The 21091-nt window shown below is 65.9% G+C and carries 17 protein-coding genes; 3 read left to right on the top strand and 14 right to left on the bottom strand.

The window, feature by feature from the left end:
• Window positions 1-174: 174 nt before the first annotated feature.
• The 4 genes from fadD5 to AS181_RS05145 all read right to left on the bottom strand — a co-directional run bounded on the left by fadD5 (window position 175) and on the right by AS181_RS05145 (window position 4319).
• The gene (gene fadD5, locus AS181_RS05160; protein ID WP_058250597.1) at window positions 175-1785 is read right to left on the bottom strand and encodes a fatty-acid--CoA ligase FadD5; all 1611 of its coding nucleotides are present in this window, start codon (window positions 1783-1785) and stop codon (window positions 175-177) included.
• 189 nt (window positions 1786-1974) lie between these two features.
• The gene (locus AS181_RS05155; RefSeq protein WP_058250509.1) at window positions 1975-3210 is read right to left on the bottom strand and encodes an RNA polymerase sigma factor; all 1236 of its coding nucleotides are present in this window, start codon (window positions 3208-3210) and stop codon (window positions 1975-1977) included.
• Window positions 3207-3584: a YciI family protein gene (locus AS181_RS05150; RefSeq protein ID WP_058250508.1), complete on the bottom strand. Its 378-nt coding sequence runs from the start codon at window positions 3582-3584 to the stop codon at window positions 3207-3209. Before AS181_RS05150 ends, AS181_RS05155 begins: the two co-directional genes overlap by 4 nt.
• Before the next feature lie 228 nt (window positions 3585-3812).
• Entirely contained in the window at window positions 3813-4319 is a 507-nt protein-coding gene (locus AS181_RS05145; RefSeq protein ID WP_058250507.1) for a M15 family metallopeptidase, read from the bottom strand.
• 103 nt (window positions 4320-4422) lie between these two features.
• Between AS181_RS05145 and AS181_RS05140 the strand changes: the two genes are divergently transcribed.
• Window positions 4423-5604, top strand: a complete 1182-nt coding sequence (locus AS181_RS05140) for a DUF2235 domain-containing protein (protein ID WP_058250506.1) — start codon at window positions 4423-4425, stop codon at window positions 5602-5604.
• On the opposite strand, the gene AS181_RS05135 is transcribed toward AS181_RS05140, so the two are convergent.
• From AS181_RS05135 to AS181_RS05110, 6 genes are all read right to left on the bottom strand, one after another.
• The gene (locus AS181_RS05135) at window positions 5605-6009 is read right to left on the bottom strand and encodes a VOC family protein (RefSeq protein WP_058250505.1); all 405 of its coding nucleotides are present in this window, start codon (window positions 6007-6009) and stop codon (window positions 5605-5607) included.
• Window positions 6006-6320 (bottom strand): ArsR/SmtB family transcription factor, encoded by a 315-nt coding sequence (locus AS181_RS05130; RefSeq protein WP_058250504.1) that lies wholly within the window; start codon window positions 6318-6320, stop codon window positions 6006-6008. The genes AS181_RS05135 and AS181_RS05130 overlap by 4 nt, the downstream gene beginning before the upstream one ends.
• A 349-nt stretch (window positions 6321-6669) precedes the next feature.
• Window positions 6670-7989 carry an IS110 family transposase gene (locus tag AS181_RS05125; RefSeq protein ID WP_217491644.1) on the bottom strand — a complete coding sequence of 440 codons (1320 nt, stop codon included), beginning with the start codon at window positions 7987-7989 and terminating at the stop codon, window positions 6670-6672.
• A gap of 310 nt (window positions 7990-8299) precedes the next feature.
• Entirely contained in the window at window positions 8300-9022 is a 723-nt protein-coding gene (locus tag AS181_RS05120) for an ABC transporter ATP-binding protein (RefSeq protein WP_058250502.1), read from the bottom strand.
• Window positions 9019-11805, bottom strand: coding sequence for a branched-chain amino acid ABC transporter permease/ATP-binding protein (locus tag AS181_RS05115; protein WP_058250501.1), 2787 nt, complete (start codon window positions 11803-11805; stop codon window positions 9019-9021). The genes AS181_RS05120 and AS181_RS05115 overlap by 4 nt, the downstream gene beginning before the upstream one ends.
• Before the next feature lie 66 nt (window positions 11806-11871).
• On the bottom strand, window positions 11872-13107 hold the full coding sequence (locus AS181_RS05110) for an ABC transporter substrate-binding protein (protein WP_058250500.1): 1236 nt from the start codon (window positions 13105-13107) through the stop codon (window positions 11872-11874).
• 355 nt (window positions 13108-13462) lie between these two features.
• Between AS181_RS05110 and AS181_RS05105 the strand changes: the two genes are divergently transcribed.
• A complete protein-coding gene (locus tag AS181_RS05105) occupies window positions 13463-14068 on the top strand; it encodes a TetR/AcrR family transcriptional regulator (protein WP_058250499.1) in 606 nt (201 codons plus the stop codon).
• A 6-nt stretch (window positions 14069-14074) separates the two neighbouring features.
• On the opposite strand, the gene AS181_RS05100 is transcribed toward AS181_RS05105, so the two are convergent.
• Window positions 14075-14359, bottom strand: coding sequence for a hypothetical protein (locus AS181_RS05100; protein ID WP_058250498.1), 285 nt, complete (start codon window positions 14357-14359; stop codon window positions 14075-14077).
• 166 nt (window positions 14360-14525) lie between these two features.
• Between AS181_RS05100 and AS181_RS05095 the strand changes: the two genes are divergently transcribed.
• The gene (locus AS181_RS05095; protein ID WP_058250497.1) at window positions 14526-15281 is read left to right on the top strand and encodes a M23 family metallopeptidase; all 756 of its coding nucleotides are present in this window, start codon (window positions 14526-14528) and stop codon (window positions 15279-15281) included.
• A 127-nt stretch (window positions 15282-15408) separates the two neighbouring features.
• Here the strand turns inward: AS181_RS05095 and AS181_RS05090 are convergent, their stop codons facing one another.
• From AS181_RS05090 to AS181_RS25345, 3 genes are all read right to left on the bottom strand, one after another.
• Window positions 15409-15606, bottom strand: coding sequence for a hypothetical protein (locus AS181_RS05090; RefSeq protein ID WP_139114191.1), 198 nt, complete (start codon window positions 15604-15606; stop codon window positions 15409-15411).
• Window positions 15607-15941: 335 nt separating this feature from the next.
• Window positions 15942-16343 carry a hypothetical protein gene (locus AS181_RS24895; protein ID WP_139114190.1) on the bottom strand — a complete coding sequence of 134 codons (402 nt, stop codon included), beginning with the start codon at window positions 16341-16343 and terminating at the stop codon, window positions 15942-15944.
• A 30-nt stretch (window positions 16344-16373) separates the two neighbouring features.
• Window positions 16374-20405, bottom strand: a complete 4032-nt coding sequence (locus AS181_RS25345; protein ID WP_231742273.1) for an RHS repeat-associated core domain-containing protein — start codon at window positions 20403-20405, stop codon at window positions 16374-16376.
• Window positions 20406-21091: the final 686 nt, after the last annotated feature.

Raw genomic sequence — 21091 nt, 5'->3', positions numbered from 1 at the left:
ACCCCCGCTCCCTGAGGTGCGAGGAGCGTTAGCGACGAGCCACGAAGGGCCTGGTGAGATGCGTCGCCAAACCCTTCGTGGCTCGCTTCGCTCGCACCTCAGGGAGCATAGAAATCGGACGCTCACCTCAGGGAGCATAGAAATCGGACGCTCACCTCATGGAGCGGGCGGTGATCAGTTCGACAGACCGGCGTCCTTGCTGCCGTAGGCATCTCGGAGCCGTGGCTTGACGACCTTCCCCCCGGCGTTGCGTGGGAGTTCGTCGATGATCACCAGGTCCTTGGGGTGCTTGAACCGCGCGAGGTTCTCGTTGAGGTGCGGCTCGAGATCGGCGAGGGTGAGGTCCTCGACGCCTTCGGCGAGCACGACCACGGCGACCGGCACCTCGCCCCACTTCTCATCTGCGCGACCGATGATCGCGGCCTCGGTGATGCTCGGATGGCTGAACAGGACGTTCTCGACTTCGGCGCAGTAGATGTTCTCGCCGCCCGAGATGATCATGTCCTTGGCGCGGTCGACGACGTAGAGGAAACCCTCTTCGTCCTGGCGCACCAGGTCGCCCGAGTGGAACCAGCCGCCGCGGAAGGCTTCTGCGGTCGCCTCGGGCTTGTTCCAGTAGCCGATCATCATGTTGGGTCCGCGATACACGATCTCGCCGACCCCACCGGGTTTGACGTCGTTCATCAGCGGATCGACGATGCGCGCGGTTACCGCCGGGACGACCTTGCCGATCGATCCGAGCTTGCGCAGTGCATCCTTGCCCTCGAGGATCGTCGTCACCGGTGACATCTCGGTCTGACCGAACGCGGTCATGTTGGCGGCCTCCGGGAAGGATTCGTTCATCGCGTTCAGCACGGTGTCCGACGCCGGGGCCGCGCCCCAACTCATCGTGCGCAGCTTGAGCTTCCGGGGGCGCGCCTTCTGCGCCGCACACACGGCCTGCCACTGAGCCGGGACCATGAAGACCGACGTGACGCCCTCGCGCTCCAGCGTGTCGAGCATGGTGTCGGGATCGAACGCGCCGAGCGGGTGGAGCACCGCGCGGATCCCGCGGTAGAAGATCGGTGCGAAGCCGCCGATCCCCGCGATGTGGAACAGCGGCGGCACGATCGAGGCGACGTCATCGGAACCGGACTGTGCCCCGGCCGTGGCGATCGTCGTCACCGCCTGCGCCTGGATGTTCTGATGGGTGAGCATGGCGCCCTTGGGTTTTCCGGTGGTGCCCGAGGTGTACATGATGGCGGCGACGGTGTCCTCGGGCACGTCGACCTCCGGCAGCTCCGACGCGCCCTCGGCCAGCAGGGTCTCGAAGTCGAGATGGTCGGCGTTGTCGCTGCCGTCGACGACGATGATGGTCTCGATCTGACCGGTCGACCCGGCGACCGCGTCCGCGATCGGCGCGAGGAGGGTCTCGGTGACGACGACCTTCGTACCGCTGTCGGTGACGAGGTAGGCCACCTCGGCGGGGCTCATGCGGATGTTGACCGGTACCGGGATGGCGCCGATGAGAGTGGCCCCGAGAATCGCCTCGATGTACTCGGTGCGGTTGAGCAGGGCCATCATGACCCGATCACCGAACTGGACACCCCGCCGGTGGAGTGCGGCCCCGAAGGCGCGCGACCGGTCGTCGAGTTCCTTCCAGGTCGTGTTCTTGTCGAGGTAGGTGATCGCCGTGTTGTCCGGGGTCATCATGGCGTGCCGGCGGACCTGGTTGTTCCAGTGATTGCGGCGCGAGCGGTACGGCTCGGTGGTCAGATCGTTCGTGACCTCGGCACTTGCAGTCATGACTGCCTCCATTCGTCGAGCGGGGCTCGACCCGTTGTGAAGCCCTCGGTGAGGGTCCGGCACAGTTGTGTCCCGAGTCACACATTAGGTCGTCCGTGTTGCCAGAATCAGGCATTCCCGCCGTTTGGTGACACCAGGCCGGCGCCACCCTCGACCGTGCGTCGTTTTCCGTCGGGCTCGCGACGATCCCTAAACAACCTCGCGCGCACGTCGTCGCAGATACTCTCGCGCTCGCTCGTCGCCGGTGAGCTCGGCGGCCCGCTCGAAGTGCTCACGCGCCGCGTCGGAGTGCCCGGCCCGAACCAGCAGATCTGCCTTCGCCGCGTGGAACGGGCCGAAACCCGCGGCGTCACCGCCCAACTCGTCAAGCAGGGATAGCCCATCTGCGGGAGAGCTCGCCCGCCCGACGATCGTAGCGTGGGCGATTCGCGCACCAAGCGTCGGCGCCACGGCCATGAGCGCGGACGACAGCGACTGTAATGCGGCCCAGTCGACGACACCGGTGCGTGCGCGGTCGGCATGGACCGACTGCATGGCAGCTTCGAGCTGGAACCGACCGTGCGGCCGGCCGAACGCCGATGCGCGTCGAAGCATCGCTTCCCCGTCCCGGATGAGCGCGGCATCCCAGGTGGCCGGATCCTGCTCCTCGAGCGGGATGAACGGGCCGGTCCGTGCCGGCGCCCGCGACAACGACAGCGCGATCAGTGCAGCGAGACCCCACGCCTCGGGATCGTCGAGCAGCGCGGCGAGCGTGACGGCCAGGTGCAGCGACTCCCCCGCCATCGATTCGACGGTGTCGGGATCGGTCCCGTCGGCGTCGTTCCATGCGATCGCGAAACACCCATAGACCGCTTCCAGCACAGCGGGGAGTCGCTCCGGCATCGCCGCGCGGTCGGGAACGACGAACGGTATCCGGGCGTCGCGGATCCGGCGTTTGGCGCGCACGAGGCGCTGCGACATCGTTGCCGGGGCGACCGTGAAGGCGGTCGCGATGTCGGCGGCCTCGAAGCCGAGCACCGACTGCAACATGAGTGGCGTGCGGGCGGCGGCGTCGATGGCCGGATGCGCACAGGTGAACAACAATTCGAGCCGCTTGTCGGGAATGGCGTCGGGGTCCACATCGTCGAAGGGGGTCACTGTGGTTGCTCCGGGAGAGATGGTGTCGTCGAGGATCTTCGACGTACGGTGCGCCGCCGACTTCCAGACGTCGCGCAGCTGGTTGCGTGCGACCGTGAGCAGCCAGCCTTCCGGGTTCGCGGGTACACCATCTGACGGCCACGAGGTGAGTGCACGTTCGAAGGCGGTGGCCAGTGCATCCTCCGCGAGAGCGAGATCCCCCGACGCGGCGGCGAGAAGCGCCACCAGCCGCGAATACGACTCGCGGGCAGCATGTTCGGCGGCGGTGTGCGCTTCTCGTCGGGTCATGCGTTGGGTGTCCACGCACCATCGACGGTGTAGGTCGCGCCGGGCCTGATCTCCACGACACCCCACTCGATCGGCGGTGCCTGACGCGCCCACTCGATTGCGGCGTCGAGATCGTCGACATCGATGACGACGGTTCCGCCGAGCTGCTCCTTGGTGTCGGCGAAGGGGCCGTCCTGAACGACGAGCCGGCCGTCGACCTTGCGCAGCGTCGTCGCGACGTCCGAGTGCTGTAGGACTTCGGCACTCACGAGCACGCCGGCGTCTTGGAGGGCCGTCGTGTAGGCGGCGAAGGCGGCTTGTCCCTGAGCGATCGCTTCCTCACCGAGGGTCGACGCGTCCATCTCCGGGTAGTGCAGCAGCAGCGAGTAATGCATGATCTGGCCTCTCGTTCAGCGGGCCGCTCGTCGGTCCGTGTGCAGTGATGACGAGCGTGCCGGACGCCATTCGACACATTCGGCACGTCAATTTTCGCTTGCGATCATCTCCCCGCCCCCCCCGCTCCCTGAGGAGGCCCGGAGCTTGCGGAGGGCCGTGTCCCCCCGCTCCCTGAGGAGGCCCGGAGCTTGCGGAGGGCCGTCACGAAGGGTCATCGAACCGGGCCATCATGAACGGCCAAGCTGGTCAGCGCGGGCCGCGGCGTCGGGCCACATCGCAGGGCACGGAAGACCGGGTACGGTCGCTAGCTCGAAGTGCCACCACTCGTTGGCGAAGGTTCGGCACAGACCCCAGCGGTAACCGGTTCGTTCGAGCCAAGCGGCGCCTTCCCGAGGGCCGACGTCGATGGCGTGGCCGCTGACATGTGGCGACTCCTCCGCCGGCAGGACCCACCGTCGAGCAGTTTCCGGGCTGCCGTAGGTCGCGATCGCATCACGCCACATCTGCCGCTGCTCCGCGTCTGTCCGCTTACCGGACGTGATCCACAACGAGACCCCCTGTGCGCGTGCGGTGTTCGACGCCTGCTGGTAGGCCGTCGCCAGCGCTGGATCGAGGCCGGCGGTGGGCGGCGCGGCATTCGCCGGCACGCCGCCGAGTCCGGATAGCAGCAGGGCCCCGAGTACGGCGGTACAGATGACCGTGATTCGCCGGGCCGCGATGTCGATGAACCTCATGACCGCAGTAAACCGTACGACCGACGCCTATCGCATCGAACCGTCGGAGCTATTACCGTTTACTGCGGGTGGGCCGCGTGCGAGCCTGTGGAGGGTCGGAAAAATGAAGAAGCGTCTGGTGGTCTGTTGCGACGGCACGTGGAAGTCGTCGAAGGACCCACAAATTTCGAATGTCGAGAAGATCGCCCGAGCCGTCACCACCGATGCCGACGACGGCGCTGTGCAGCTGGTCCATTACGTCAACGGTGTGGGAACCGGGTCGGGCTGGTCCGACCGCGTCATCGGCGGGGCGTTCGGTCGCGGCCTCGATGCCAACCTGATTGATGCCTACCGATTCCTCGCCCTGAACTACGAGCCCGGTGATGAGATCTTCGTCTTCGGGTTCAGTCGCGGCGCATACACTGCACGGAGTCTCGGGGGCATGATCTGGCACATCGGCCTGGTCACCCCGCTCGAACTCGCGCAGCACCCGACCGAGAACCTGTTCGAAACGGTCCTGCGGCACTACCGGATGAAGCGGGAGGATCGCCCGGCGAAGACCCCAGGCGCCCCGGTGCCGGTCAAGTTCATCGGCGTCTTCGACACCGTTGGTGCCCTCGGCGTTCCCGGCATCACCCGCGTCAAGCACAAGTTCCACGACGTGAAGCTCGGCAAGAACGTCGCAGTGGCCAGACAGGCGCTCGCCATCGACGAACGTCGGCTGACATTCGATCCCTGCGTCTGGGAAGTCGACGAGGCAGATGAGGGCGAGATCGATGTCAAACAGGTGTGGTTCGAGGGGGTCCACTCCGACATCGGCGGTGGTCTGGCGGTCACCGAACCGTCGGAATTGAGTCTGTCCTGGATGGTGCGCGAGGCGGAACTTGCGGGCCTGCAGTTCTGCTACAAGCGATTCACGCCTATCAGCTTCCCCATCGACCCGTCGAACGAGAAGTACGCGACCAACAAGTCGATGAACGCTGCGTACCGCATCGTCAACATCTTCAAGCTCGCGTTCGGCCCGCTGCGGATGCGCGGAGAAACCGTGCGTCACAAGGGTCAGTCGCGATTGCTCGAGGCGAACAAGAATGATCCAGCAAGGCCGCTGTACATAGCCGCGCCCGCGCTCACTCGGTGGACTGACGACATCGGGTCACGCAAGAAGAGGGCGACGAACATCGGCGCGTGGGAAGAGCTGATCAAGGACCTATCGGTCCGCGCGGTCGACATTCCTCCGCTCGAGGCGCCGGTGACTACCCGACAACCGGCATCCCCCGCGTCTGAGTCGCTACTTCCACAGCAATAGTCACTGCGGGGCAACGTCTTTCGTCGCAGCGATCTGGATGAGGTTTCCACACGTGTCGTCGAAGACCGCGACGACCGCAGGTCCGATATCGGTCGGTTCCTGGGTGAACTCCACGCCGAGGCCCCGTAGCCGCTCGTACTCGGCCTGCACATCGTCGACGGCGAACTGCGCCAACGGGATTCCGTCTTCGATGAGCGCGTCCCGGTAGGGCTTGACCGCGGGATGGCCAGACGGTTCGAGAAGGAGTTCCATCCCCTCGGGATCGTGAGGGGAGACCACCGTCAACCACCACGTGTTCTCCCCCATCGGAATATCATGGCGAGTCGTGAATCCGAGTATCTCGGTGTAGAACTCGTGTGCCTTGCGCTGGTCGTCGACGAAGACGGACATCAGTGTCATTCTCATGGCAGGTCCTTTCGAGGGGCAGGCCACCGCTCGGTGATCTCGCCGAGCGGTGTGGGGTCGAAGTAGTGGAATTTGGAACGTCCGCGTTTCTCGGTGTGGACCAGTCCGGCCGTCTCCAGCACGCCGAGGTGCTGGGAGATCGCCTGTCGGCTCAGGTTTAGCCCACGCCGAGACGTGAGACGACCGCAGATCTCGAACAACGTCTGGCCGTCCCGTTCGACCAGGTCGTCGAGGATTGCTCGCCTCGTCGAGTCATCGAGTGCATGGAACACGTCGGCCACACCTGACGATAGGCAAGTCGCTACTTGCATGTCAATGGTACCGCCGCCCCCACCGCTTGCTTCCTAGTCCGAGTTGCGAAGGCCGCGGCCAACGCCGCTCCCTGAGCAGCCTATGAGGGTTTGTGTCAATGGGGTCCTGTGATGGGTGTGGGCGTGGGGGTGTGGCCCGGCGGCCGGTGGCCTGTCGGGATGGGTGTGTGGGTGGGTTCGAGCGGGCCGGGGTCGTGCCGGGCGCGGGCTCTACCTAGCGTTCAAACGGGTTGGTACCCAACAGCCTTCATTCGAGCTTGGTTCGCGCCGGTGGGGACTGCTCAGGCTCAGGGTCGGGCTTGTGTGCCCAAGGAGCAGCGAGCTTGTCCCGGCCGGAGGGTGTGAGGGGTCAGGCGGCGGTCCTTTCGGCGGGGCGGGTACGGCCGGCAGCGATGTCGGGGTTCCACGGCGTGGCGGTGGTGATGACGACGAACAGTTGCCGCAGCAGGGCGGCAGCGATCGCTACTCGGGCCTGGTTGGGGTTGAGCTGGTTGGCCTCTCGGCTGGTCAGGTGCCGGTAACGGGCGGCGTACACCTCGTTGTGGGTGAGCGCGGCGAACGCCGCCCGCCACGCCGCGACCCGCAACAGCGGCCGGCCACGCCCGCTGATGCGGGTGGTGCCGCGGTAGTTGCCCGAGGAGTTTCCCCGCGGGCACAGCCCGGCGTGTTTGACCACCGCGCGGGCGGAATCGAAACGGGTCAGATCACCGGTTTCGGCGAGGATCGCCGCGACCGAGACCGCCGAAACCCCCGGGATGGACTCGGCGAGGGCGCGTAGGCCCAGCCCGGTGAGGACCTCGATCATGAGGTGTTCGACCTGCTCGCAGGCGGTGCGGGCGTGCCCGAAATCGTCGAGAGCGTAGCGGGCCCGTTCCAACGCACCAGCCTCGCCGGTGATCGTGGTCTCGGTCGCGAAGGCGGCGTCGACGAGTGCGACCAGGATGCGGGTGGTGACCCGACGCCCACCCCAGCGGGGCAGCTCGGCGCGCACCTGCTCCCGTAGCCACGCCACCGCCTGGTCGCGGCTGCTCTGGGCGGTCAGGGGTGTCGGGTCAGCGCCGATGACGGCCATCGCGGCCAGCCAGGTCACCGATTTGAACGGCTGCCCGGCGCAGTCGAGCGCTTCTGGCCAGCTGCTCTCGAGCAGATCGCGGGCTTGTTGTTGGGCTGCGCTACGGCGGGTGAGTTGCTGGGATCGGCGCACACCGAGGTGGCGTAGCCTGCTCCATTGCTCGTCGGCGTGTTCGGGTAGGTAGAGGTGGAGTTGGGTGGTCAGCAGGGCGTCTTTGTCGTCGGATTTGTCGTGGGTGAAGTCTTCGGTCTCCCGCGCGCGGGCCACCGCGATCGGTTGCACGCACACCATGTCCACGCCGACCGCAGCGGTGAGGTCTCGGACTGTTTTCCAGCGATGCCCGGTCGGTTCACACGCGATCACGATGCCGGCAAACCCCGCAGCAGCAGCGGCGGTACGGCTCCACTCGATCGCGGTGGCCAACTGTGGTGGCGCGCAGTGAAACGTGCGGCGCGCCACGATGCGGGAGTCGTGATCGACCACCGCGACGACCTGTTTGTTCGATGCCAGATCGATCGCGACGACCGCGTGGTCGCGGCGCACGATCCCCCGGAACCGGGTCAACCGATCGTTGCGACGCTTGTCTCCCCGACTCAAACGACTAGCCTGAGACATTGACATCCTCCTTTTGTGGTTGGGATAACCAAGCCCCTACGACCACATCAGGAGGATGTCCCAGTTACCAGCCCTTCCAGCTATTACTAGGAGCGCCCGGAGCTTGCGGAGGTCGTGGCCAACCCCCGCTCCCTGAGGAGCGCCCGGAGCTTGCGGAGGGCGCGTCACGAAGGGTCTGCCTCTCATCTCACCAGGACCCTTCGTGACGCTCGCAAGCTCGCTCCTCAGGGAGCAGGGGTTGGGCTCGCAAGCTCCGGCCTCCGCAGGGAGTAGGGACGGCAACTCCCTGACGCTAGTGAGCAGCACTCCCGAGGTACGCCTCTTCGATCCTTCCGATGTCACCGGCAAGCGACGCCGCGGAGTCCGTCAGAGCGATGTCGCCGTGGACCAGCACCACTGCCCGATCCGCGATGCCGAGGGCCAGGCGAACATGCTGCTCGACGAGAACCACCGCGGTGCCCTCGGTGTCGGCGACATCCCGCAGGACGGGCAGGATCGATTCGACAACGATGGGTGCGAGTCCCATGCTCAGTTCGTCGATCAGCAGCACTCTCGGCTGCTGCAACAGCGCACGCCCGATCGCGAGCATCTGCTGCTCTCCCCCGGACAGCTCGCCCGCGGCGACCTTGAGTCGGTCTCTGAGCGCCGGGAAGTGGTCGAGCACCCGGTCGACGGCGTCGGTCCGAGCCGCCCCGCGTCGTCGAATGGCCAGCTGGAGGTTCTGTCGGGTCGTGAGCTGCTTGAACAGCGACCGGTCGTCCGGAACCAGGACGAGTCCGGCACGCACGGCCGCGCGCGCATCCCCCGCCCGAACCGTGTGACCGCCGACGCTGACCTCGCCATCGAGGCGCGGAAGCAGACCGGCAAGGGTGGTGAGCAGCGTCGTCTTTCCGGCTCCGTTCGGTCCGAGCAGGGCGACAATCTCTCCCGCCTCGACGGACAGGTCGAGACCGTGGACGCAGGCTTTGCCGCGTGAGTACCCGGCGTCGAGACCGCGGCATTCGAGGACCGTCACGGCGTCATCTCCTTGGTCGTCGAATGTGGCTCGGAGACTGCGCTGTCCGTTGGCGACGAATCCTCGGACCCCGCCACCGCCGACGACGGCGTACCGAGGTAGGCGTTGACGACTGCCGGTGAGCGTCGAATCTCGTCCGGGGTGCCTTCGGCGATGACGGATCCGAGGTCGAGGACGATGACCCGGTCGCACAGGCTCAGTACGAGATCCATGTCGTGGTCGACGAGGAGCATGGAAACCCCGTGTGCGCGTGCGGCGCGCAACCTGTCGCCCAGCCATCGACTCTCGGTGCTGTCGAGTCCGGCGGCCGGCTCGTCGAGCAGTGCGACCTCGGGCCGGCCGGCCAGCACGCGCGCCACCGCGACGAGTTGACGCTGCCCCTGGGAGAGATCAGCGGCCACAACGTCACCGAGTTGGCTGATCTCCAGCATCCGCAGCACGTTGCGGACATTGTCGGCCGTGTCGCCCGGCGCGCGACGCGCGGCAATCGCCAGGTTCTCGGCGACCGACAACTCGCCGTACAGCTCGATGTCCTGGAAGGTCCGACCGAGTCCAGCGCGGCTGCGGCGGTGTGGGGCCAGACCGTCGAGGGTCGTGCCACCGAGGGCCACCGTTCCGTCGGCGGTTGCGAAACCGCTGATGGCGTCGATGAGCGTCGTCTTGCCGGCGCCGTTGGGGCCGATCAGGCCGACGATCTCGCCGGATCGCAAGTCGAAGCTGACGCGGTCGACAGCAGTGACCGCCCCGTAACGCACCGTGACGTCGCGGGCCGAGAGCAGAACCTTGCCGCTGGTCGGTGGACTGGCAGGCGTCGTCGGTGCGGTCTGATCGTCGACCTGAGGCGGTGCCGGTGGACGGCGCCGACCCGGCAGCGGGATCTTGTGCAGATAGCCGATGACGCCGTCGGGGCTGGTGACGACGGTGAGCACCAACAGAATTCCGCTGATCAGCATGTAGTAATCGCCGAAGGATCCGTACTTGTCGGCGACGAAGTACATCACCCCGCCCGGCGCGATGATCCCGGCGAGGATCGCTCCCGAGATCGACGTCACGCCGGCGATGTAGAAGACGGCGAAGAGTCCGATACCGGCGAAGACGGCGTAGCTACCCGCAGTGGCGAGCGTCTGCTGGTAGGCCAGCAGCGATCCGCCGAGGCCGGCGAGGAAGGATGCGATCGCGAAGGCGATGAGTTTGGTTGCGCCGACATTGATCCCGGCGGCGGCCGCCGACCGCTCGTTGGCACGCACGGCCAGCATCGACGCGCCGAGTCCGCTGCGGCGCAGCACCGCCACCCCGTACGCCACCGCGGTCAGCACGACGAGGCACAGGATGCCGAACGCGATGCGCGGATAGCCTTCGCCGGCACCGATCCCCAGGTCGATGCCGAACAACGACGGGGATTCGACAGGCGCACCCTGTAATCCGCCGTTGAGTGACGGATTGCGGAACCAGAACGCCTCGCAGAACACGGCGAGGGCGAGCGTCGCGACCATGAGCGGCAGCCCGCGCACCCGAAGAGCGGGCAGGCCGACGATCACGCCGATGACCATCGCCACGCAGGCCGCCAACAGAGGGGCAAGCGGGAACGGGATGTTCAGGTCTTCGGTGAGCCGGCTGAGGGCATAGGCACCGACGCCGGCGAGCGTCAGTTGGGCGAGCGAGACCTGTCCGGCGTAACCCGTGACGACGACCTGGGACAGCGCGATGATGCCGTAGATCATCGTGGCGATCACGGCGAGCCGGAGACTGCCGGAGGTGGTGACGAGTGCCAGTACCGCGACGACGACACCGACGATCCCCGGGATTACCAGACTGTTCGGACGCGGTGACCGGCCGAGGTCGTTGCGGGTGACCGCGCCACGGCCCGGCAACGGACGCCCGCGGATGAGGAGGAAGCCGATGATGAGGATCAGCGGGACCGCCTCGGCCACACCGGCGTCGGGCATCCAGTCCCAGGTGGTCTGCAGTTTCGTGGCCTCGGACTGCAGCATGCCGATGACGAGTCCGGCACCGACGGTGATCGATATCGCGGTGAAGTTGCCGACCAGCGCCGCCGCGAGGGCCGGCACGATGAACATCGTGTAGGCCACGGGATTGAGTGGAACGATCGGTGCGATGAGCACGCCGCCGAGACCGGCAGTTGCCGACGACAACGCCCAGTTGGCGACCGCGATCCGGTCCGGTGAGAGGCCGGTGACGAGTGCACCCTTCTCGGATTCGGCGGCTGCCTCGGTCGCCACGCCGAAGCGCGTGTAGCGCAACACGAGTCCCGCGCAGATCGCGAGTCCCACGATGACCACCGCGAGCATCAGACGGTCCGTCGGAACGGCGCTCGAACCGATCGTGAACGTGTCGACCTTGAAGATAGGTCCGACGCTCGGTGCGTTCTCGCCGACCCGCAGCGCGATGAGCGCCTGGATCACGAGCATCAGACCGATCGCGGCGACCGCCTTCGCCAGAGCCGGCGCCGCACGCATCGGACGGAACACGAGCAGGTAGAGGATGACACCGAGGATTGCGGCGACGACCACGGAGATGAGCAGCGCTGCACCGACTCCCAGGTCGGAGCCGAGTGAGATCGTCGCCGGGAAGCCGGGTATCGGGTTGAGGAGTTCCCCCTGGCGCAGAAAGGCGTAGGTGTAGGCGGCGTACAGCGCCACGGCGCCGGTGGCGAAGTTGACGACGCCGGAACTCTTGAACGTCATCACCAGAGCCAGGCCGAGGGCGGCGAAGACGGCACCGTTGCCGAGGCCGAGAACCAGGAATGCGAGATGGTCGGTCATGGAACTCCCACATGGAGGTGCGGCGATCGGGGGCCGCGTCGATGCGGCCCCCGATCTGTGGAGGAACTAGTTGTTGGTGACGACGGTGTTCTCGAGCTTCGCGTCGGCGGTCACGTCGCTGACCAGGATCGCCTTGCTGCACAGCGACGTCAGCGGCGGGAACGCCTGGCCGTTGCAGGTGAAGGTGATGCCGGGTGCGGCCGGTAGCGGGACATCCTTCGCCTGCGACAGTGCCGTGGTGAACGTCTGCGCGTCGACGGTGCCCTCGAGTCCGTTCAGTTCGCCGAGTGCGGTCATGACCTGGTATCCGATGTAGGCGAGGCCGGCCGGGTCGGTGTCGGGCGCGTATTGCGCCATCACGCTGCGGTATTGGGTGACGCTCGGGTCGTCGGAGCTGAGGTTGACCGTGGTGAACGCCTTGGCGCCGGAGACCGCTTCGTTGCCGACGGCGTCGAGGACGGGCTTGTCGAGGCAGCTGGCGATCAGGTACTTCGAAGCGTCGGGTGCGACGGTCTGGAGGGTCTTGAGGACCGAGATGCACTGGCGGGTGTCGCCGAGGATGCTGACGGCATCCGGGTTGTCGGCGAGGCCGGCGGTGATCTGCGGGGTCAGGTCGGCGGCGCCGACCGGCACGGTGACGACGTTGAGTGTGACGCCGGCACGCTGGAACATCGGGTCGCCCAGGGCTTTCACCGACGCGGCCGCGTCACCGGAATCGCCGATGATCAGCGTGACCTTCTTGAGTCCGTCCTTGGCTGCGGTCGCGGCTTGTCCCGCGAGAACGGCGACGATTCCGCCGGAGAGCATGAACGAGCCGGGGGTAGCCATCTCGGCCTGTGACACGGGGGCCTGAGCGACGAACGGGATCTTCGCGCCGGCGATGATCGGCAGCATGACCGCGCCCTGCGCGCCCAGCGGCGAGACGACGACCGAAACCTGCTGCTCCACCATCTGATTCGCGCACTTGGTGGCCGAGGCGGGCTCTTCCTGCTGCTTGCACACCACCAGTTCGATCTGGTGGCCGCCGATGCCGCCGCCGTTGTTGTTCAGATATTCGACGGCGGCTTCGCTGCCCTCGCGCACCATCGGCGTCGTCACGGCACCGCCCTCGGGCACGATCAGCCCGACCTTGACCGGGTCGCCCGTGGCCGGATTGCTGGGGAGCTGGCTGGTCTCGCCGGCGGTGGAGCTCTCTGAGCTGTCGTCGGCGCAGGCCGTCAGTGCTCCGAGCGCGAGCACCCCGGAACAGCCGATCACCGTCGCGGTCCGAAGCACGCGCCTGAGTGCACTGGGTGATTTCATGCGATCCCCTTCGATCGTGATTCGACAAGTCGCCGCCCCGCTGCGGAGACGGACGAAATGTCGGATTTGCTGACTCGGTGGCGACTGTAACCCGCAGGTCGCGGTCGTCGGTTGGATTCGAAATATTGTGTCCTGCAATGAGTCTCGGCTCGGTTGACGACCGGTGCGCATGGCAGCACAAGTCGTCGGTCCGGCGCCGGAAGATCCCCCGCGGTCGACTCGCGTGACGTCGTCACATGGATCGACGACCTCACACTGGACTCAGAGCAAAAAGTTAGACGCCCATCCAAACTTTGGGGGCGGAATGCAAGAATTGGTCGGTCGGGGTCGCCCCGCCCACACGGAAGGCACCACTTTGACCGAAGCTCCGGCCATAGGCCGGCGGGAACGCAACAAGCAGCAGACGCGCGAACGCCTGCTGATCGCTGCGCGCGAACTGCTCGCCTCCGAGGGGAGCGCCGCGACGGTCGAGTCGATCGCCGAGCGTGCCGAGGTGTCGCGGGCGACGTTCTTCAACTACTTTCCGAGCAAGGATGACCTGCTCACCGATCTGTATGCCCAGCTGATGGGGACGTTCTCGCACGTCGTCGACGCGATGCTCGACAAGCCGCTGAGTACGTACGAGCGCGTGGTGGGTGTGTTCGTGGACTTCGCGCGGTCGTCGGTCGCCGACCCGGACTACATGCGGACGGTGACGAGCGAGATCGAACGGATTTCGTCGATGTCGGGGACGCTCGGTGAACGCAGCCACGTGTTCACGTCGGAGGTGCTGCGGCTCATCGAGCGCGGCGTCGAACAGCAGGACGTGCGCACCGATCATCCGCCGGAGTTTCTCGCCCAGATGGTCGCGGCGATCTACGTGTCGAGTATGCGGTACTGGCAGATCGATCCCGGCTTCGAGGTGAGCGAGAGCTTCGAGCGCGCCGGCCGCTACGCCGCGGAGTCGCTGCTGCCGCGGTAGGGCCGGTCAGTCGCCGGGACGTTCAACCTCGGTCTCCCACCGTTCGCGGCGTTCCTCGTCGGTCTGCTCCCACCACGGGGTTCCGCGCTCACCCAGCGCGACCTTCGCAGCCTGGACGCCCCGCCGCGACTCGGGCGCGCCCTCGGTCCGCTTCACGTCTCGACGCCACGCCATCAATATCGACTGCAGTTCGGACCTGCGTTCTTCGGGAATCAGTGGATCCGTCGCACGCCACTTACGGCCGTTGACGATGATGTGGTGGCCGTCGGGGGTGCGCTCGGGGTCTGGCATGGTTCCACGGTGCCACGCCGTTTCGCCGACCCCTGTGACCGGGATCTCGTTCGGGGTCTCACCTGGGGCTTTGTAGGAGTCCTGGGCCGACTCTCAGTGTCTGCTTATGTCAGGGAAGGTAACTTCGCCGTGTCCTTGCCGATACCAAAATGTTACCCAATCTGAGATGGACAACGCTTTGCCTCTTCACCAACTGAACGCCGACTCTTCGACGCGCCCCGCCACTCGCGCCCTGCTCGACTCGACCTCGCGCACCCGGCGGCCCGGCCGCCATCGTGCCACGTCGCACTCCACCACCCGCACGGCCCTGCGAACGGGCGCGTTCGCCGCGTTCGTCGGCGCGGTCGGCCTGAGTGCCGGCACCGCCGCGCAGGCAGCGGCGCAGCCCGCTCCCCCGCCTGCGCCGAAGATCGCGCTGCCCGAGAACGTCAAGCTGCCGGCCGGCGTGGTCCTGCCGCCTGAGCTCGACAAATTCGCTCGCGACGTTCTGCCCCCGTCGGCGTTCGGCCCGGGCAGCTTGGAGCTCCCCGGCATCAAGAAGGCAGTGAAGCCGGTCAGCGGCACCGTGACCTCAGGCTACGGCCCGCGCTGGGGCACCCATCACAACGGAGTCGACATCGCCAACAAGATCGGAACGCCCATCTACGCCGTGACCGACGGCGTCGTCCTCGAGTCCGGCCCGGCATCCGGCTTCGGCCAGTGGGTCCGCGTGAAGCAGGACGACGGCACCGTCGGCGTCTTCGGACACGTCAACGAGAGCTTCGTCCACCCCGGCCAGCATGTGCGCGCCGGCCAGAAGATCGCGACCGTCGGCAACCGCGGCCAGTCCACCGGACCCCACCTGCACTACGAGGTCTGGGATGCCAACGGCACCAAGATCAATCCCCAGGCCTGGCTCAACAAGCGTGGCGTTCACCCGTGACGATTACTCGTCTGGTCTTATTAACGATCCCACCGACTTTTTCGGTGGGATTGTTTGTCTCACAGCCAGATTCGTAGGACTTAGTCGCGCATAGCGCGAAGGGTTCCTATCCGCCTTCCGGCCGAATTCAGTCGAGAAACTTGCGAACTTCGTCGCGCACCTGCTCAATGCACGAGTATGGGGTGGTGCCGCCCATCTCGTACAGCGACAGGATGAAGATGAGGTCTTCGTAGACGTCGTTTTCGTACAGCTTGCGCTTTAGTATCTCGGCTTCGAGGTTGGCGACCGCAGCTGGGCTTTCGGGGTCCAGCATTACGTCGCTCATCGCCTGGATGAGTTGAAGGTCTGGGGGTGGTTTGTTCTCGGCTATGTGATCACGCCTTCTTATGTGACGTGGCGGCCACGTCGCAGTCGGTGACCGTCCTATAGGTGAGCACGCTAGCGTTTCCGCACGCTACCTCGTCTGGTCGCGCGCCGGGACCGCGGAGCATGTCGCGTTGCCCAAGGCGGAACCGACACGTTCCAGCGTAGCCTTTTCAGCGGGTCCGTTCGCGCCCCCACTCGATGTCTTGGTCGGCAATCAGCTCGTGCCACAGACAGATTGACACGCGACGCGGATTGATCCATGATCTGCTTCTACATCACCACCCGGCCCCCAGACTATTGGAAGTTCGAAGCCGCATCTTCCAGGGTGGACAGAGCTGCGTCTCTCGCTCCGATCGACGACGAATCGTCGGGATACACCTCAAAAGTCACAATTCCTGAATCGTATCGGAGTCGTAGATCTTCTGATTCTAAGAGAATGTTGCTGGCAACTACCTTCAAATCGAAAAATCCATGACCGAAAGCAATGCCCGTAGGGGTGAGATGCAATACCAGACCGTACCCCAAGCCGACGTTAACTTGGTTGTTATCAGTGTCTACTGATTCAAGTTTGTAGTAATTGTCAAAAGGTTTTCCGAAGTTGCCATCCGGCAACTTCATGTTGATAACCACGGATTCGTATGCCGAAAAGAAACTTTCAATCGCTCTCTTTGCGGCATCAGCCAGCGTCATTGTCATTTGCACTCTCCTGTACTTCGACCAATCACTTTACTGCAACCATGCCTCAGGCACGTGGAAGCGTGGCGCGAATACGATCTGGTTGCCTCCACCCAGTAGCACGCCGCCCCCGGAAGGAATATGGGTTCCGGTCGAACCCAACTCTTGCAACTCGACTGAACCCTCGAAGAACCTTGTGCCGACGGGAACTTCGATCGAGCTCACCGCGTTTGCTTGGTTTCCCCACTTCGGATTCAAGGCGCTGTCCATTTGCGTCTGCATTGGCCCTTGTGGCATATCTCGCGACCAGAAACCGCCGACACGGCTCTTCCCAGCGGTGTGGGCGCGGTGCAGGATCAGGGGTTCCGTTGTGATCTTCTCCGTGTACACACCTCCACGAAACGTCTGAACCGTGTCTGGTGGAAGGGGACCAACCTCGTGCGGTCCATATTTACGTACAGTCTCGGCACCATCGCAAGGCGTCAAGCCTGTTGGGTCGCAGTTTGACGCTGGGTTCGCGGGATAGGTGTGCGGATTCGGCGCAGGTGCCAATCCCAGCGGATCTGGACTTATGTATCGCCCACTTCCGGGATGGTAGTGCCGGTACCGGTTGTAGTGAAGGCCGCTCTCATCATCCGCGTACTGACCGGGGAACGCCCACGGCGTTGACAAGCCAACCCACGTGCTCTCGCCGTAGAGCGTTCGCGCCGCGTGCCCGGCGACTTCCCCGGTGCGCGGGTCGATAAGTGCTGTCGGTGTCGCGATCTGATCAGTGACGATCGCGAAGAACTCTCGATCGACTTCGGTTTGGGTCCACTCGACCGGCCTGGACGGCGCGACCGTAGGTGACCCGAGGCTCAGGCTCACGTCGGCGTCGGGTGCGCGGTTTCTTGAGTCAGCATCTTCCGTGGCGGTGATCAATTCTGTACTGCGTGTCTGCGCCATAGGTGTGTACGCGTAGCGCGCGAACGTCCAGGTAGTCGCCGTTACTCCAGCGTTTCTTCCGGCGTCCGGTGCATCCGGCACTGACTCCGTCTGTTCGACCAGCTGCTCGCCGTGCCAGTGGAACCGGGTGACCGCTCCGGTTGCCGTGTTGGTCTTGCTCAGTCGACGTCCCAAGTGGTCGTACGTGTACGTCCAGGTCGTCCCGTCGGGAGTGGTAACGCTGCGTAGCCGATCGTGAGCGTCCCAGACGTAATGCCACACATCGGGTTTGCGCGACAATCGCCTGCGACTCATCGTGGTGAGGCGGCCGGCGCGATCGTACCGGTACGACGTCCGGCCGTCGTCGACGAGCAGGGTGCCGGAGTATTGCCAGCGGGGGCCCTTCGAGGCTCGGCTAGCGCCTAGCACCTCAGGGGACGCGGGCTGAGCGGTCGCTGGACGCGAGCCCGTGATCCCGTAATCGGTGATGTTGCCGGTCGCGTCGTAGGTCAATTGCTCCGAGTTGGACACACCGACCGCCGCAGTGATCCGTCCAAGTACATCGACCTGGTAGTCGGTCCGGCCGCGATTGGCGAGCGTCGTCGTCGAAGCGGTCAGGATGCCGTCGGCGCGGTAGGTGTACTCGGCTCGTGCGACGGTGCGTTCCGGTCTCCCGCCGGCCGATCCACTCGAACCGAGGTTCAGCGTCGAAGGATTGACAGAGACCGTCGCAATCGACCGCCCGATGAGCCGTCCGACCGGATCCCACGACGAATCGATGGCCGTGCCCTCGAAGCGTCGGCGCTGCTCGCGACCGGACGCGTCGGTGGTGATGTCACACGTACGACCCGCCGTCGAAATGAAGTCGAGCACGCCGCGCGGGTCGTACCCGTAGCGTGTGTGTACCGCCGTCGGCGTCGTCACCGATGCCGAACGCCCCGCGCCCGTCCAACCAGACTCGATCACCCAGTCCGCGGATCCGTCGTTCACGCCGGTCAATAGCGGCATTCCCGCCGACGTATACGTCGAGTGCCACCGCCCGAACGCGCCGACGACACTCTCCGGTCGCCCGGCGGAATCGTAGCTGTACTCGGTGACTTCCCCGTCGAAGTCGGGGCTGACCGGGTCCGAACTGCGTTCAGCGACAACACGACCGGCTGCGTCGTACTCGAACGCTACAGTCTGCCCGGCCGCGTTCGTCCGCGTAGCGAGCCGTCCGCCCGCGTCGTAAGTGTAAGTCGTTGTCGCGTTGTTGAAGTCGATCTCGGACTGCAGCGAGCCGTCCGGGTTGTACGAGTAGCTCCACACCAGACCGTCGGGGTTGGTGACAGCGACGAGCCGTCGTGCGGTGTCATAGGTGAACGCGGTTCGCGAACCATCCGCATCGATCCGCGCGACCGGCAGGTCGTAGTGGCCGTACTCCCAACGCGTGGTCGCGCCGACGGGATCGACGTAGGCGACGCAATTGCCCTCGCCGTCGTACTCCCACCGCGACTGTCCACCATCGGGAGCGATGAGACTGGTCCGGTTGCCCATCGCGTCGTACCCGACGGTGGTTCTGGCGCCCTCGGCGTCGACGACCTCGACCGGCCGCCCGAACGCGTCGAACGCGATCCGCGTCGTGTTGCCGAGCATGTCGATGATCTCGGTGGGTAGTCCGGCCGCGTTGTTGCGGTAGCGAACCATCACGCCGTCGGGATCCGTGAGCGACGTCAGTGCGCCGTGTTCGTCGTAGGTGTACGACGTGACCGCGCCGGCATTGTCGGTCACCGTCAGCGGACTTCCACTGTCGGTGTACGCGATACGCGTGGTGACCGGGCCCGGTTCGACGATCCGATCCGGCCGTCCCGGACCCGCGTAACTCACTTCCGTCGCTGCGCCGTCGGGTCCGACGATCCGCTCGACATCACCGAAAGCGTTGTAGTGCAGTCGTGTCGAGAGTCCATCTGCACCGGAGAGCACCATAGGTTGTCGACTGTCGTTGTAGTCGATCCTGGTGATCCGACCCAGCGCGTCGATCTCCTGCCGCACCCGATTGTCGGCATCGATGCCGTACAGCGTCGTCGCGCCGACGGCGTCGGTGTAGGTCGTCATCGACCCGGGGCCCGCCGTCCGGAGCTGGTAGTCGAACCGCCCGGACCACACCCCGTTCATGCCGGACTGGATGGTCACACGACCCAGGTCGTCGTACCGGTTCCAGTACTCCATCCCGATCGAGTCGCGCCACCAGGTCATCCGCCCGGCGTCGTCATAGCCGAAACGCGTTGTCGCTCCGACGGCGTTGGTCGACGCGGCTAGATGGCCGCGGTGGTAGGTGAAGGTGCACAGTTGCTGGTCGGCCGGAACGCCGTCCACCCCGGCAACCAGGCGGTAGCCGAGGATTCGAGCGCCGTCGCACTGCACATCGATACGGTAACCGGCGGAATGCTCAACCGCCGAGGGTCTTCCGTGCTCGTCGAAGACGAAGCGGATGCGGTTGTGATGCCGGTCGGTCATCGCGGAGACGGCGATGCTCCCGGCCGCGACGTCGACGCCGTTGAGCTCCGGGATGGGGATGTAGAACCAGCTGATGAGCGTGCGGACATGGGTCAGCTGGTAGCCGTCTGTCGCCGTTGCTCGCAGTTCCCAGTCGGTGTCGTTCACGCTCCGCGACACGGAGTCATTCTGCGGCTTCGGGAAATTCGTCATCGTGCCGTCTGCGTCGACGATGGTCACCAGGTCGTCGGAGACGATGGCGCGGGCGTCGAAGGTCGACGGTGTCGTCGGTCCGAGCCATCGACCCCACCGATACCGCGACCGATGTCGATGGGTCAGTCGGAGCGGCAGGACGCCGGGAAGGTCGACGTCGGTCAGGGGAAGGAAGTATTCGCCGGTCGCGACGTTGACGGGTTCGCCGTTGCTCCGACACTGCTCGGGCGTCTCGTTGCCCTCGCTGGTGTCGGCACGTTCCGTCGAGCCCGCGTCGGTGCGTTCGGGGTGAGCGGGGTCGATCGGTTCGCCGGTGTCGTTGTCCGGGGCGGAGTTATCGACGTCCGGGTTGTCGCCGTCGGGTCGATTACCTGGGGCGGGGTCGCGCGGAGACGACGGTGCATCGGGGCTCGCCGGGCGTGGGCCGGCCGGTGACGGGCGCTCCGGTGTGAACGGGCGGTCGGGAATCACTGTCGGCGGGATTGGCCGGTCGTCAGGTCCGGTGCGCGGCGGGTTGGGTGTTGTATCCGGCGTGTTCCGCGCGGCGGGTTCGGGCACGTGATGGGTGTTCGACGGAACCGGGCGGCCGCGGTCTGCGTCGCGCGGTGTCGTCGATTCCGGTGTGGTGCGCGCAGGCGGCGTGCGGTCCGGGGTGTGATCGGGTGCGCGCGGAGGTGTCGTGGGAGCATCCGCACGCGCCGGGGCGACGGGACCAGCCGGCGTCGGAGCGGGTTTCGTTTGCGCGGGATCGGGTGTGGCATGTGGCGTCGACACCGGAGGGTGCCCGGCGACCGGTGCTACGGGTCCGGTTGCAGGGGTGTCAGCGTGTTCGGGCGTGCGCGTCGGGGTCTCGACGACGTCGGGTCGAGTCGTCGGCGCGTCGGGATGGATCGACCCCGGCGTGGGGCGTGGACCAGGCGCGTCTGGGTCGGGTCGCGTGTGAGGTGTTGTCGGACTTGCTGGTTCGTCGGCTTTAGGCGGGTGCCCGCTCGTCGGCTCGTCGTGCCGGGTCGGGTTCCGGTCGACGACGGGCTCGTCGGGCTTGGGCACCGACGGTTCATGGTGCGTCGGGTTCGGTGCGCCATCGCGGTCGACGGCGTTGTGTCCGGGAGTGGACTGGCCGGGTGAGTGGTCGCCACCGGGTGCGGCTGCGGGAG

This window comes from Gordonia sp. SGD-V-85 (assembly GCF_001456905.1).
GTDB lineage: Bacteria > Actinomycetota > Actinomycetes > Mycobacteriales > Mycobacteriaceae > Gordonia > Gordonia hongkongensis.
Note: the sequence above shows the minus strand (reverse complement) of the source record. Positions and strands in the feature narration are given on the sequence as shown.

Excerpts from the sequence above, each read along its gene's own strand:
- AS181_RS05095 (WP_058250497.1), top strand. The coding sequence starts at position 14,526 with ATGGACAACGCTTTGCCTCTTCACCAACTGAACGCCGACTCTTCGACG.
- AS181_RS05140 (WP_058250506.1), top strand. The coding sequence starts at position 4,423 with ATGAAGAAGCGTCTGGTGGTCTGTTGCGACGGCACGTGGAAGTCGTCG.
- fadD5 (WP_058250597.1), bottom strand. The coding sequence starts at position 1,785 with ATGACTGCAAGTGCCGAGGTCACGAACGATCTGACCACCGAGCCGTAC.
- AS181_RS05110 (WP_058250500.1), bottom strand. The coding sequence starts at position 13,107 with ATGAAATCACCCAGTGCACTCAGGCGCGTGCTTCGGACCGCGACGGTG.
- AS181_RS05100 (WP_058250498.1), bottom strand. The coding sequence starts at position 14,359 with ATGCCAGACCCCGAGCGCACCCCCGACGGCCACCACATCATCGTCAAC.
- AS181_RS24895 (WP_139114190.1), bottom strand. The coding sequence starts at position 16,343 with ATGACAATGACGCTGGCTGATGCCGCAAAGAGAGCGATTGAAAGTTTC.
- AS181_RS05145 (WP_058250507.1), bottom strand. The coding sequence starts at position 4,319 with ATGAGGTTCATCGACATCGCGGCCCGGCGAATCACGGTCATCTGTACC.
- AS181_RS05150 (WP_058250508.1), bottom strand. The coding sequence starts at position 3,584 with ATGCATTACTCGCTGCTGCTGCACTACCCGGAGATGGACGCGTCGACC.
- AS181_RS05090 (WP_139114191.1), bottom strand. The coding sequence starts at position 15,606 with ATGAGCGACGTAATGCTGGACCCCGAAAGCCCAGCTGCGGTCGCCAAC.
- AS181_RS05130 (WP_058250504.1), bottom strand. The coding sequence starts at position 6,320 with ATGCAAGTAGCGACTTGCCTATCGTCAGGTGTGGCCGACGTGTTCCAT.
- AS181_RS05115 (WP_058250501.1), bottom strand. The coding sequence starts at position 11,805 with ATGACCGACCATCTCGCATTCCTGGTTCTCGGCCTCGGCAACGGTGCC.
- AS181_RS05135 (WP_058250505.1), bottom strand. The coding sequence starts at position 6,009 with ATGAGAATGACACTGATGTCCGTCTTCGTCGACGACCAGCGCAAGGCA.
- AS181_RS05155 (WP_058250509.1), bottom strand. The coding sequence starts at position 3,210 with ATGACCCGACGAGAAGCGCACACCGCCGCCGAACATGCTGCCCGCGAG.